Consider the following 13,031-nt stretch of genomic DNA (forward strand, 5'->3'; position numbering starts at 1 on the left):
GTAGCCAATCACAGCAGCTTAACTGCCACTAAAAACTGCTACTACCACTAATATTAAGCTTCTACAACCTGGTTTTCAGGGCGTAAGCTGCGTACGGTTTTGCCTGCTTGCCATAATTCGCTTTCGCGTAATTCTTTCAGTTCGGCATCCAGTTTTTCGCGGTAATCTGGCTGGCTGTTTGAATCGATAGAACGTTGTGACTCTTTACCGGTAGCAACGCTTTCGTAAAGCTCTTCAAATACCGGTTTAGTAGCATCACGGAATTTTTTCCACCAGTCAAGGGCACCACGTTGAGCGGTAGTTGAACAGTTTGCATACATCCAGTCCATACCGTTTTCAGCAACAAGCGGCATTAATGATTGAGTTAACTCTTCAACGGTTTCGTTAAATGCTTCAGATGGAGAGTGACCATGGCTACGCAATACATCGTACTGAGCAGCAAAGATACCCTGAACGCAACCCATCAAAGTACCTCGCTCGCCGGTTAAATCGCTGTATACTTCTTTTTTGAAGTTAGTTTCGAATAAGTAACCGCTACCTACAGCGATACCTAATGCGATAACACGATCAAAAGCTTTACCTGTAGCATCCTGGAAGATGGCATAGCTTGAGTTTAAGCCACGGCCTTGCAGGAACATACGGCGTAATGAAGTACCTGAACCTTTAGGAGCAACCAGGAACACGTCAACATCAGCAGGAGGTACGATGCCAGTTTGCTCGTTGAAAGTGATACCAAAGCCATGAGAGAAATATAAAGCTTTGCCTGGGGTTAAGTGTTTTTTAACAGTTGGCCATAACGCAATCTGGGCTGCATCGCTCAATAAGTAGCAAATCACAGTTCCCCTTTGCAAGGCTTCTTCAATTTCAAAAAGTGTTTCGCCGGGTACAAAACCATCGCTGATAGCTTTATCCCAAGTTTTAGTGCCTTTACGCTGACCAACAATTACGTTGATACCATTGTCTTTTTGGTTCAGGGCCTGGCCCGGACCTTGTACACCGTAGCCAATTACCGCTACTACTTCATCTTTTAATACTTCCTGAGCTTTTGATAAAGGGAACTCTTCGCGGGTTACTACGTTTTCTTCAGTGCCGCCGAAATTTAGTTTTGCCATTGTTTTTTGATTTTTGTGATTTCACCGAACATTGGTGATCTCACCGATTTTATTTGTATTGAGTAATTTAAGTTTTTGTTCTCTTTATTAATCCCGTCATTGCGAGGTACAAAGCAATCCCCTGTATAGTTTGGGGTTGCTTTGTACCTCGCAATGACGTTTTTTTTTAGCTTTCGGCTTTCAGCCTTAAGCCTTAAGCTCTGTGCTCTACATCGTAAACACCTTCTCGCCCTGGTTCAGATATTCATTTTCAATCACATCTTCGCCTGGTTCAAGCCTTTCAAACTCACGCAGTTTGCTGTTAAAGCCCTCGCTGTCTTTAATGATAGCAACACGGGCGCTGCGCACAAACTCTATCAGGCCGTAGGGTTGTAATATATTGATCAGGTTATCGGTTTCCTCGCGATGACCGGTGGTTTCAAACACAGTGTAATCTTTACGGATCACTACCGCGCGTGCACCATTTTCGCGCAATAAACGTTCTACACTAACCTTCTCTGCAATTACATCGGTTGATACCTTATATAACGCTAATTCCTGCCAAATCACATCTTCATTGGTATGATAGTATGCTTTTAATACCTCAACCTGTTTTTCAATCTGGCGGGTTAGTTTACGCACTACTTCTTCATACTCGTTAATTACAATATTGAAGCGGTGAATGCTTTCAATCTCCGACGGAGAAGTGTTCAGGCTATCGATATTGATTTTACGGCGTGTAAATATAATAGCTATCCTGCTTAATAAACCAATTTGGTTTTCGGTATATATGGTAATGTTAAATTCCTGTTTTTTTTCTGCTTCGCTCATGATTTTGTTTTTTTAGAAGGCTTACTTTAACCTGATTTCGCTTACACTGCATCCCTGTGGTACCATTGGGAACACGTTGTTCTCTTTGGTAACCATTACTTCTAAAAGGAATGATCCCGGAGTGTTCAGCATTTCATTTAATGCTGCATTTAAATCGGCGCGGTCATCAACCAGTTTGCCGGGGATACGGTATGCCGCAGCTAATGCTACAAAATCCGGGCTTTGAATATCAACAAATGAGTAACGGCGTGAATTGAACAGTTCCTGCCACTGCCTTACCATGCCCAGGAAACGGTTATTAAGGATCACGATTTTTACGTCAACACCGCTTTGCATAATGGTACCCAGTTCCTGGCAGGTCATCTGGAAGCCGCCATCGCCAATAATAGCTACCACAGTGCGGTTTGGTGCACCAAATTTAGCACCTATAGCAGCCGGAAGTGCAAAGCCCATGGTACCTAAACCGCCGCTGGTTACGTTGCTGCGGGTGTTATTGAACTGCGCGTAACGGCAGGCTACCATCTGGTGCTGGCCTACATCTGTAACAATAACAGCTTCGCCTTTGGTGATCTCGTTAAGCTGTTTGATCACCTCGCCCATGGTCATTTCAGGGGTGGTTGGATTAAGCTCGTTATGGATAACCGCTTCAACTTCCTGGCGGGTATAATCGTTAAATTTAGCCACCCATTCAGGATACTCTTTCTTTTCGATGGCTTTGGTCAACAATGGAAGGGTTTCCTTGCAATCGCCCCAAACCGGTACGGTTGATTTTACGTTTTTATCGATCTCAGCAGGATCAATATCCAGGTGAATAACTTTGGCCTGTTTAGCATATTTATCCAGGCGACCGGTTACACGGTCGTCAAAACGCATACCTATGGCGATCAAAACATCGCACTCGTTGGTTAACACGTTAGGGCCGTAGTTGCCGTGCATGCCCAACATACCTACGTTCAACGGGTGATCTGAAGGGATAGCGCCTGCGCCAAGTACTGTCCATGCTGCAGGGATGCCACTTTTTTCAACAAAGGCTTTAAATTCCTGCTCGGCGCTGCCCAAAATAACACCCTGACCAAACAGGATGAAAGGTTTTTGAGCGCTATTGATCAATTCGGCAGCTTGCTCAATATATTGCGGGCGAACAATTGGTTTCGGCCTGTAGCTGCGGATATGATCACAAGGTTTGTAGCCTGCAAAATCAAACAGCTGGATCTGCGCGTTTTTAGTGATGTCGATTAATACCGGGCCTGGCCTGCCGCTGCGGGCAATGTAAAATGCTTTGGCAATAACTTCAGGAATTTCGGTAGCGTCAGTTATCTGGTAGTTCCATTTGGTAACCGGAGTGGTAATGTTGATCACATCGGTTTCCTGGAAAGCATCGGTACCTAAAAGGTGAGCGAAAACCTGGCCGGTGATACAAACCAGTGGAGTACTGTCAATCTGGGCGTCGGCCAAACCTGTTACCAGGTTAGTAGCACCCGGACCGCTGGTAGCGAATACCACACCCACTTTGCCCGATGTACGCGCGTAACCCTGGCCGGCGTGAATGCCGCCCTGTTCATGGCGCACCAATATGTGGTTCAGTTTATCATTGTAATCAAACAAAGCATCATAAATGGGCATGATGGCGCCGCCCGGGTAACCAAAAATGGTATCGGTACCTTCGGCTATCAATGCTTCTAATAATGCTACCGATCCTGAAACGTTTACGGTTTCGGTGGCGGCTGGCGCGGTTAAGGTTTCTTGTGCAGTTTCCATACCTGTATTTTTTATATTTATAGCACTTTTCGGGGTGCTAAACTGATTTTACTCTATCTGTCTCTAATTTGCTAAAATGAACATACTTAGCTTGTGTTCACTTTATTCATGGCTTTTTTTAACAAGCCATTTTGTTCATTAATTATTCGTCGGTAACGCAGCCTTCGGCAGCGGTAGTTACGTTTTTAGCGTAACGGTATAACACACCCTTGGTAACCTTCAGCGCCGGTTTTTGCCATGCGGCACGGCGTGCGGCTATTTCTTCTTGCGGCAGCGAAACGTTTATAGTATTGGCAACAGCATCAATATTAATGATATCATCATCTTTTACCATCGCTATAAACCCGCCATCGTAAGCCTCGGGTGTGATGTGACCGACGACGAAGCCATGCGTACCGCCGCTAAAGCGTCCATCTGTAATTAATGCAACTGAACTACCCAAACCGGCACCGAATATGGCTGAGGTTGGTTTTAGCATCTCCGGCATGCCTGGCGCGCCTTTAGGGCCTACATTGCGGATCACCACAACATCACCTTTTTTAACACGGCCGCTCTGGATCCCTGCAATCAGTTCAAACTCGCCATCGAACACACGGGCAGGGCCGGTGAAACGCTCACCTTCTTTACCGGTGATCTTAGCAACACTGCCGCCTTCGGCAAGGTTTCCGTACAAAATTTGCAGGTGACCGGTAACTTTAATGGGGTTTTCAACAGGTTTGATGATCTTTTGATTTTCAAACTCCAGCGCAGGTACATCCGCAAGGTTTTCGGCTATGGTTTTACCGGTAACTGTAAGGCAATCGCCATGCAGCCAGCCCTGCTCCAAACAGTATTTCATTACAGCCGGAACACCGCCAATGTTATGCAGGTCTTCCATCATGTATTTACCGCTTGGTTTCATATCGGCCAGCACCGGGATCCGGTTACTTACCGCCTGGAAATCATCCTGGGTTAACTTAACGTCAACGCTTTTTGCCATTGCAATCAGGTGTAATACCGCGTTGGTTGAGCCTCCTAATACCATGATCACGACGATAGCATTTTCAAATGCCTCGCGGGTCATGATGTCTGAAGGTTTAATATCTTTTTCTAACAGTACCTTGATGGCTTTACCGGCTGCAAGGCATTCGGCTTTTTTATCTTCACTCAATGCGGGGTTTGACGACGAATATGGCAAACTCATACCCAATGCCTCAATAGCGGCAGCCATAGTATTAGCTGTATAGATACCACCGCAGGCACCGGCGCTTGGGCAGGCATTTTTAATAACACCCATGAAATCAACATCATCTATCTGGCCGGCAATCTTTTTGCCCAACGCCTCAAATGCTGATACTATGTTCAAATCTTCACCTTTCCAGTGGCCAGGTTTAATAGTACCACCGTAAATCATGATAGAAGGGCGGTTTAAACGGCCCATTGCCATGATAGAGCCCGGCATATTTTTATCGCAACCCGGCAGGGTGATCAGGCCATCATAATACTGAGCACCGGTTACAGCTTCAATTGAATCGGCAATGATATCACGGCTTACTAATGAATAACGCATACCTTCGGTACCGTTGCTCATGCCATCGCTTACGCCAATCGTGTGGAATATCAGGCCCACCATATCTTCGTCCCAGATACCCTGTTTAACCAGCTTTGCCAGATCGTTCAAGTGCATGTTACAAGTATTGCCATCGTAACCCATGCTGGCGACGCCGACCTGTGCTTTACGCATATCGTCGTCGGTTAAGCCAATTCCGTAAAGCATGGCCTGCGCGGCAGGCTGCGTTGGGTCCTGGGTAAATGTTTTGCTATACTTGTTCAATTCTATAGCGTTGGTGGTATCTGATGATGAACTCATTTTATTAGATATGTAGACAGTTTTAGTAATTAATTTTTGTTGATGATACTGGTTTACTTGGTATCGAAAATCAATATATGTAAGGTAGCCATCGCATCAGGCAATAGCAATAGTCATTGCTGATTTTTTGAAATAAGTATTTTATTTTGATTTATTATATTTGTTAGAATTAAATTCTGTAATATTTATTTACAAAGATATAAAATATTTTACAAAATAGACCAAAGTTTAAAACGGTATTCGGTATGTTTTTTATGCATGCATAGTAAGTTGCCGATTTTCTGCCTGAAATGGGTGGAAGGTCGATTACGATTGAAAATAGAGGCCCATTTATAAAGGTGTGTACACCATTAAGACTGGACGCTTAAACCTGTGTCTGCAATTAAAATCACCCCACAAAAAAAGCGCCCGGATAAACTACCCGGGCGCTTTATGTAAATTTATAAAGTAGCGCCTATTTATGCTGAATACCTTCAGCTAAAACAGTTACTTTATTGTTTAATGCTTCAACAACACCACCTTTTATAAAAAATACTTCTTCTTTAGCTGCGCCACCGCGTACGGTAAGTTTGCCATCCTGAAGGGTGGAAATAATAGGAGCGTGGTTGTTCAGTATTTCAAATAATCCCAAAGCACCAGGTAAGGTTACCGAGGTGGCCTCGCCTTCGTAAACTTTTTTATCGGGAGTAAGAATTTCTAATGTCATGCTTTTTGAGATTCAAGATTTAAGAACCAAGAGCCAGGGTTTTTCCTGTTCTTGATTCTTGAATCTTATTTTCTTGCTTCTTATTAAGCGTTAGCTTCAGCCAACAGCTTTTTGCCTTTTTCAATAGCGTCGTCGATGTTACCAACTAAGTTGAAAGCTGCTTCAGGGTATTCGTCAACTTCACCGTCCATGATCATGTTGAAACCTTTGATGGTATCTTTAATGTCAACCAGTACACCTTTTAAGCCGGTGAACTGCTCAGCAACGTGGAATGGTTGTGACAAGAAACGCTGAACACGACGGGCGCGTGATACAACTAACTTATCTTCTTCAGAAAGTTCGTCCATACCAAGGATGGCAATGATATCCTGAAGCTCTTTGTAGCGTTGTAAAGTCTCTTTAACGCGTTGAGCTGTATTGTAGTGCTCATCACCTAAAACAGCTGGGCTAAGGATACGTGAGGTTGAATCCAATGGATCCACCGCAGGATAAATACCAAGCTCGGCAATTTTACGTGAAAGTACGGTAGTAGCATCTAAGTGGGCGAAGGTTGTAGCCGGCGCCGGGTCAGTCAAGTCATCCGCAGGTACGTAAACGGCCTGTACTGAAGTGATTGAACCACGTTTAGTTGAAGTGATACGCTCCTGCATAGTACCCATCTCAGTTGCCAGCGTTGGCTGGTAACCTACTGCTGATGGCATACGACCTAAAAGCGCTGATACTTCTGAACCTGCCTGTGTAAAACGGAAGATGTTATCGATAAAGAAAAGGATATCACGGCCTTTACCATCTTCATCACCGTCACGGAAGTACTCGGCAATAGTTAAGCCTGAAAGGGCCACACGTGCACGTGCACCCGGCGGCTCGTTCATCTGACCGAACACGAAGGTTGCTTTTGAATCTTTCATGGCTTCGGTATCTACTTTAGACAGGTCCCAGCCGCCTTCTTCCATTGAATGCATGAAAGCGTCGCCGTATTTTATAATGCCTGATTCAAGCATCTCACGTAAAAGGTCATTACCTTCACGTGTACGCTCACCAACACCGGCAAATACAGATAAACCTGCATAAGCTTTTGCGATGTTGTTGATCAGTTCCTGAATTAATACAGTTTTACCTACACCGGCACCACCAAACAAACCAATTTTACCACCTTTTGCATAAGGCTCTAAAAGGTCGATAACTTTAATACCTGTAAAAAGTACTTCAGTTTCGGTAGATAGGTCTTCAAACCTTGGAGGGGTAGCGTGAATAGGGCGGCCATTTACTTTATCAAGGTTAGGGATACCATCGATAGCGTCACCTACCACATTAAATACACGGCCTTTAATATTATCGCCTACAGGCATTTTGATAGCAGCTTCGGTATCTAAAACTTTCATACCGCGTAATAAGCCGTCGGTCGAGTCCATCGCGATAGCACGTACACGGTCTTCGCCTAAGTGCTGCTGAACCTCTAAAATAACTTTTTGGCCATTGTCTTTCGTGATCTCTAACGCGTCATAAATTTTAGGAAGATGAGCGTCATCAGCGAAACTTACGTCAACTACCGGACCAATGATCCTTGAAATTTTTCCAATGTTTGGCATATATAACCTGGTGTTTTTTAAAAAATACTTTTACTGAACAGCAACATACATCATTTGTAACAGGAATGTATAAGATGCTATTTCAGAGGCGCAAAGTTAAGATTTCTATCGAAATATTTACATAGTGTTTTAAGATTTTTGGAGGATAATTTCAACATTGCTAATTGTTTGCTTTTATTGCACGAAAGTCAATACAATTTTGCCTGTATGAGTACTGCTTTCCATAAGCTTATGAGCTTCGACGGCCTCGCTGGCATCAAAAGTTTTGTACACTATGGGCCTGATTTTTCCTGACGATAACAGTGGCCAAATTTTTTGTTCAAGGTTTTGGGCGATGGCTGCTTTGAAAGCTGTGTCCCTACTGCGTAGCATCGATCCGGTAATGATCAGTCTTTTTGCCATTACTTTGCCCAAATCAAGCTGTACTTCGCGGCCATTCATTGCGTTGATCATGACCAGCCGCCCCTCAACAGCCAGCGAATCAATATTGCCAGGCATGTAATCGCCGCCTATCATATCCAATATCACATTAACACCAGCGCCATTGGTGAGTGCTTTGATCTCTTCTTTAAAATCAGCGTTTTTATAGTTAATGGCTTTATTAGCTCCAAGCTGCTCACAAAAGCTGCATTTATCGTCGGAACCAGCCGTTGTGTAAACGGTACTGCCTAAAGCTTTGGCCATTTGAATAGCTGCAACGCCAATGCCGCTTGAGCCACCGTGTACCAATAATGATTCGCCGGGTTGAAGGCTGCCGCGATCAAAAACATTGCTCCAAACGGTAAAAAAAGTTTCAGGGAGCGAAGCTGCTTCGGGGAAACTTAAACTGGCAGGAACAGGCAGGCACTGGCCCTCGGGCGCTTTACAATATTCGGCATAACCACCGCCGGCAACCAAAGCGCAAACCCTGTCGCCGGGTTTCCAGCGGGTAACGGCTTTGCCAACTTCAATAACAGTACCGGCCACTTCCAGGCCAAGGATATCCGCCGGCGCACCTGCCGGCGGCGGATAGTTTCCTTTGCGTTGAAAAACATCAGGTCGGTTAATACCCGCGGCTATTACTTTTATCAGCACTTCATCGTTGGCGATAACGGGTTTTGGCCTATCGGTTAGCTGCAAAACTTCGGGCCCGCCGGGTTGGGTGATCACTATTGCTTTCATAGATTGTGTAGTTGAAAGCTAAGTTAGCGCTAAAATGTTTGCCCGGAAAGTTTTCGTTCTTCAACGATACAAGCAGAAATATCACAAGTAGCCATTGCCCTCTTCCCGCTCCTCATACTTGCGCCAGTCGATATTTTTGACCTTTATCCTTTTACCTTTCGCCTTTAACCTAATAAAACTAATCACCATCCCTCAAACTCTCAACCGGGTTGGCCGCGGCGGCCCTGAATGATTGTAAACTGATAGTAGCTAAGGCAATAAATACAGCCCCCGAACCGGCCAACATCACCACCCACCATTGGATATTTTGGCGGTAGGCAAAGCCCTGAAGCCATTTATTCATGGTAAGCCAGGCTAAGGGGGCGGCTATTGCAAATGATATGATTACCAGCCTTACAAAATCTTTCGACAACATGGTTACAATGGCAGTGATACTTGCTCCAAGCACTTTCCTAATGCCTATCTCCCGGTTGCGCTGCTCGGCGGCATAAGCGGCAAGACCAAACAAGCCAAGGCAAGCAATGGCTATAGCGAGGCCGGTAAACAGAATGAAAAGCTGCCCCATTCGCTGTTCTGTACGGTATAGGGCATCAAAATCGGCATCCATAAACGAATAATCGAAGTGTTCATTTGGAGCGATGGTTTTCCATGTCTTTTCTAACCGGGTCATTAGAGACGGCAGATTATGCGTATTTACCCGGACGCTTAAACGCGCCAGCCAATCGTTGTCTAAAGTCATGACCAATGGGGTCACATTATCGCGCAGCGAACTGAAATTGAAATCTTTTACCACGCCTATTACATGATATTTTTTTAGGTTGGTTGCGGCACCTGTGGTTATTGTTTTGCCAATGGCATCATTGTCGTAGCCGAATACCTTCGCCGCTGTTTCATTAATAACCATGGCTGTAGAATCGGTTCTAAACTCCCCGGAAAATCCGCGACCGGTCTTCATCTGCATCCCCATCGTACTAATGTAATCTTCATCTATTTTCCAGAACTGGGTTGACTGGCCCTCTTTGCCGCCGGGCGACACGTAGTTTAAAACTTTGTTATTGGCGGTAGGCAAAAAGCTGGTAAGCGTGGCATTAACAACGCCGGGTAACTTTTTAATCTCCTGTTTCAGTAGTTCCGGGTGCTCAAGTGTGTTTACGTTATTGAGGATGAGCACCTGGTTGCGGTTAAAGCCCAGATCTTTATTTTGAATATAATTAAGCTGATTGTAAATTACCAGGGTGCCTATCACTAAAAATATCGAAATAGAAAACTGAAAAACCACCAACGTGCTACGGAAAGCGGCGCCTTTAAAACCGGTTGAAACTTTTCCTTTTAACACATTAATGGGCTGAAAAGCCGATAAAAAGAAAGCAGGGTAGGAGCCAGCTAAAATCCCTACCACCATAACGATACTTAACAAAGCCGGAAACAGCCAGATTAATGTTTGCCCATTGATGGCTAATTGTTTATTTGACAGATGATTGAACAATGGCAGCAAAGCCCATGCTGCCAGTACGGCTATAATGGCTGCCACGAAGGTTACGATCAGTGATTCAGCCAGGAACTGAAAAATAAGGTGACTACGGGATGAGCCCAATACTTTACGCACCCCAACCTCACGGGCCCGGTTGGCCGAACGCGCCGTAGACAGGTTCATGAAATTAATGCAAGCCAGCAGCAGGATGAAAACTGCCACCGCTGTAAAAATGTAAACATATTGGCCATTGCCGTTGGCGCCCAGTTCCATAACCCGGTTTGATTTGAGGTGAATATCAGTTACCGGCATCAGGCTTAGCTTGAAATAATTGCCACCTGCTGCGAATTTGCTATAATTCATTGTGCTTGAGCTTTTAAGGCCGTTTTGCATATCGGTGTTAAGTTTAGTTTCGAGCTGGCTGATACTTGCGTTAGTTTTAAGCAGCGCATAGGTGGCAAAGGGGGTTAACTGGTTCCATGCGGCGGCGTTATTGATTGGGTGGTCTCTTGCCAGTAAAAAGTTAGCCCTAAAATGTGATTGAGGGGGCATGTCCTTCATTACTCCTGTTATCTTAAGCGATGTGCCGCTCGTTACTAAAAACAAAGTTTGGCCAACCACATTGATGCGGTTAAAATATTTTTTTGCCATTGATTCGGCAATTACCACCGAGTTTGATTCCTTTAAAGCCGTTTTTGTATCGCCCGAAAGCAGGGGCAATGTAAATACATCAAAAACATTGGGTTCACTGTAAAAAGTTGTGCCGTCTTCGCGCACAATTTCATCGCCTTTTTTAAAGCGGATGTTTAGGGCCGGGCTTATACGAACTGCCGTTTCAACTTCAGGAAACTCCGTTTTTAAAACGTTGGCAACCGGAATGGCAGCAGTGGCATATTCAGTAAGTGTGCCGCTATATTTCAGGACGGTGTTTACCCGGTAAACCCTTTCATGTTTGATATTGTACCGATCATAGCTTAGCTCATCAATTACATAAAATGTAATGAGCAGGCAAATGGCCAGCCCTAATGCCAGGCCTAAAATATTAATGAAAGTAAAGCCTTTGTTTTTTAATAGACTTCGCAAGGCGGTTTTAAAGTAATTCCGGATCATAGCATAAAAGGTTTATGCCATAAAGTTAAAACTAAGTTTTTAGTTATAAAGGGAAGATTAACTAATTTTTTAGTTTAATAATTATTGGATAGTATTCTTTAAACATCTCAATGTTAAAAAAGAAAGAGAATTATATTTACTCCTTTTATTTTTATTCATTTGCCTAAAACAAATACGTATGTCAATACAGATTGGCCAGCCGGCTCCTCAGTTCATTTTAATATCATCGGCCTTAAAAAGCGTTTCATTAGCCGATTTTAAAGGCCGTAAAGTGGTTATTCACTTTTTTCCTTTAGCTTTTACAGGCGTTTGTACCACGCAGCTTTGCACCATGCGCGACAGCTTTGGCTATTATGACGGCTTAAACGCGACGATTTTAGGCATCTCTGTCGATTCGCCTTTTACTTTAGCTAGGTTTAAAGAAGAGAACAATTATCAGTTCGATCTGCTTTCTGATTTTAACAAAGAAGTATCTACGGCTTATGGTGCTATTTATGATCAGTTTGTTATGGGGCTTAAGGGTGTTTCAAAGCGTGCAGCCTTTGTAATTGACGAAGAGCAGAATATCATTTATGCGGAGGTACTTGAAGATGCCGGCCAACTGCCAAATTTTGAAGCTATTGCCGAAATTGTAAAATAATTTGAATAAAAGTTTGCAGCGAAAGTTTAAAAATCTATCTTTGCATTCCATTTCGGAAAGCACTCGTAGCTCAATTGGATAGAGCATCTGACTACGGATCAGAAGGTTAGGGGTTCGACTCCCTTCGAGTGCACAACAAAGCACTGCAGTCCGGAATTTTTCCACCGCTGGTGCAAATTAACTGTAAGCCTTTCTGTTGTATTACCGAAAGGCTTTTAATTTATCAAGAGCATGCTAAATCTGGTTTTGTTTGGCCCTCCGGGAGCCGGGAAAGGTACTCAGTCGAAAAAACTTATTGAGAAATACGATTTGATCCACCTTTCAACCGGAGATTTGTTACGTGGTGAAATTTCGCAGGGTACAGCCCTCGGTTTGGAAGCTAAAAAGCTGATGGATGACGGTAAACTGGTTCCTGATGAAGTAGTAATCGGCATGATCAGTAATAAGCTTGATGCCAACAAAGATGCCAAAGGTTTTATTTTCGATGGTTTTCCACGCACAGTTGCACAAGCCGAAGCTTTGGATCAGTTACTTGAATCAAAACAATCGGCAATTTCGGGCATGATCGCCCTTGAAGTTGGTGATGATGAACTGGAGCGCCGTTTATTAGAGCGAGGTAAAGAATCTGGAAGACCGGATGATGCCAACCCCGAGGTGATCCGCAAACGCATTAAAGAATACAATGATAAAACTGCTCCGGTAGCAGGTTTTTATCAGCAGCAAGATAAGTTTACAAGCATTAATGGTGTGGGCTCGGTTGATGAGATCTTCGACGCTATAGTCGGTGTAAACGAATCATATAACTAATAGTCCGTCCGAAGTCTT

At 44.0% G+C, this 13,031-nt stretch carries 10 protein-coding genes and 1 tRNA gene; 3 read left to right on the forward strand and 8 right to left on the reverse strand.

Going from position 1 to position 13,031, the window contains the following annotated elements; translation table 11 throughout:
- Positions 1-53 precede the first annotated feature (53 nt).
- From ilvC to ABIC84_RS09550, 8 genes are all read right to left on the reverse strand, one after another.
- Positions 54-1,112 (reverse strand): ketol-acid reductoisomerase, encoded by a 1,059-nt coding sequence (gene ilvC / locus ABIC84_RS09515; RefSeq protein ID WP_090531289.1) that lies wholly within the window; start codon positions 1,110-1,112, stop codon positions 54-56.
- Positions 1,113-1,319: 207 nt separating this feature from the next.
- On the reverse strand, positions 1,320-1,922 hold the full coding sequence (ilvN, locus tag ABIC84_RS09520; protein WP_426584463.1) for an acetolactate synthase small subunit: 603 nt from the start codon (positions 1,920-1,922) through the stop codon (positions 1,320-1,322).
- Between the two features lie 21 nt (positions 1,923-1,943).
- Positions 1,944-3,680 (reverse strand): biosynthetic-type acetolactate synthase large subunit, encoded by a 1,737-nt coding sequence (gene ilvB / locus ABIC84_RS09525; protein ID WP_429263435.1) that lies wholly within the window; start codon positions 3,678-3,680, stop codon positions 1,944-1,946.
- A 142-nt stretch (positions 3,681-3,822) separates the two neighbouring features.
- The gene (gene ilvD / locus ABIC84_RS09530) at positions 3,823-5,529 is read right to left on the reverse strand and encodes a dihydroxy-acid dehydratase (RefSeq protein WP_429263436.1); all 1,707 of its coding nucleotides are present in this window, start codon (positions 5,527-5,529) and stop codon (positions 3,823-3,825) included.
- 454 nt (positions 5,530-5,983) lie between these two features.
- Positions 5,984-6,235: an ATP synthase F1 subunit epsilon gene (gene atpC / locus ABIC84_RS09535; protein WP_091174059.1), complete on the reverse strand. Its 252-nt coding sequence runs from the start codon at positions 6,233-6,235 to the stop codon at positions 5,984-5,986.
- Between the two features lie 83 nt (positions 6,236-6,318).
- Positions 6,319-7,824 carry a F0F1 ATP synthase subunit beta gene (gene atpD, locus ABIC84_RS09540; protein WP_429263437.1) on the reverse strand — a complete coding sequence of 502 codons (1,506 nt, stop codon included), beginning with the start codon at positions 7,822-7,824 and terminating at the stop codon, positions 6,319-6,321.
- A 174-nt stretch (positions 7,825-7,998) separates the two neighbouring features.
- Entirely contained in the window at positions 7,999-8,985 is a 987-nt protein-coding gene (locus ABIC84_RS09545; protein ID WP_429263438.1) for an NAD(P)H-quinone oxidoreductase, read from the reverse strand.
- A gap of 178 nt (positions 8,986-9,163) precedes the next feature.
- On the reverse strand, positions 9,164-11,566 hold the full coding sequence (locus ABIC84_RS09550) for an ABC transporter permease (RefSeq protein ID WP_429263439.1): 2,403 nt from the start codon (positions 11,564-11,566) through the stop codon (positions 9,164-9,166).
- A 178-nt stretch (positions 11,567-11,744) separates the two neighbouring features.
- Here ABIC84_RS09550 and ABIC84_RS09555 point away from each other — a divergent pair, with 178 nt between their 5' ends.
- From ABIC84_RS09555 to ABIC84_RS09565, 3 genes are all read left to right on the forward strand, one after another.
- Positions 11,745-12,206, forward strand: a complete 462-nt coding sequence (locus tag ABIC84_RS09555) for a redoxin domain-containing protein (RefSeq protein ID WP_429263440.1) — start codon at positions 11,745-11,747, stop codon at positions 12,204-12,206.
- 59 nt (positions 12,207-12,265) lie between these two features.
- A tRNA-Arg gene (locus ABIC84_RS09560) sits at positions 12,266-12,339 on the forward strand.
- A gap of 98 nt (positions 12,340-12,437) precedes the next feature.
- The gene (locus tag ABIC84_RS09565; protein WP_429263441.1) at positions 12,438-13,013 is read left to right on the forward strand and encodes an adenylate kinase; all 576 of its coding nucleotides are present in this window, start codon (positions 12,438-12,440) and stop codon (positions 13,011-13,013) included.
- The last annotated feature ends 18 nt before the right edge of the window (positions 13,014-13,031 follow it).

Origin of the sequence: Mucilaginibacter sp. 3215, assembly GCF_050433785.1 — a bacterium.
Classification (GTDB): Bacteria; Bacteroidota; Bacteroidia; order Sphingobacteriales; family Sphingobacteriaceae; genus Mucilaginibacter.

Excerpts from the sequence above, each read along its gene's own strand:
- ilvB (WP_429263435.1), bottom strand. The coding sequence starts at position 3,680 with ATGGAAACTGCACAAGAAACCTTAACCGCGCCAGCCGCCACCGAAACC.
- ABIC84_RS09565 (WP_429263441.1), top strand. The coding sequence starts at position 12,438 with ATGCTAAATCTGGTTTTGTTTGGCCCTCCGGGAGCCGGGAAAGGTACT.
- atpC (WP_091174059.1), bottom strand. The coding sequence starts at position 6,235 with ATGACATTAGAAATTCTTACTCCCGATAAAAAAGTTTACGAAGGCGAG.
- ilvC (WP_090531289.1), bottom strand. The coding sequence starts at position 1,112 with ATGGCAAAACTAAATTTCGGCGGCACTGAAGAAAACGTAGTAACCCGC.
- ilvD (WP_429263436.1), bottom strand. The coding sequence starts at position 5,529 with ATGAGTTCATCATCAGATACCACCAACGCTATAGAATTGAACAAGTAT.
- ABIC84_RS09550 (WP_429263439.1), bottom strand. The coding sequence starts at position 11,566 with ATGATCCGGAATTACTTTAAAACCGCCTTGCGAAGTCTATTAAAAAAC.
- ABIC84_RS09555 (WP_429263440.1), top strand. The coding sequence starts at position 11,745 with ATGTCAATACAGATTGGCCAGCCGGCTCCTCAGTTCATTTTAATATCA.
- ilvN (WP_426584463.1), bottom strand. The coding sequence starts at position 1,922 with ATGAGCGAAGCAGAAAAAAAACAGGAATTTAACATTACCATATATACC.
- ABIC84_RS09545 (WP_429263438.1), bottom strand. The coding sequence starts at position 8,985 with ATGAAAGCAATAGTGATCACCCAACCCGGCGGGCCCGAAGTTTTGCAG.
- atpD (WP_429263437.1), bottom strand. The coding sequence starts at position 7,824 with ATGCCAAACATTGGAAAAATTTCAAGGATCATTGGTCCGGTAGTTGAC.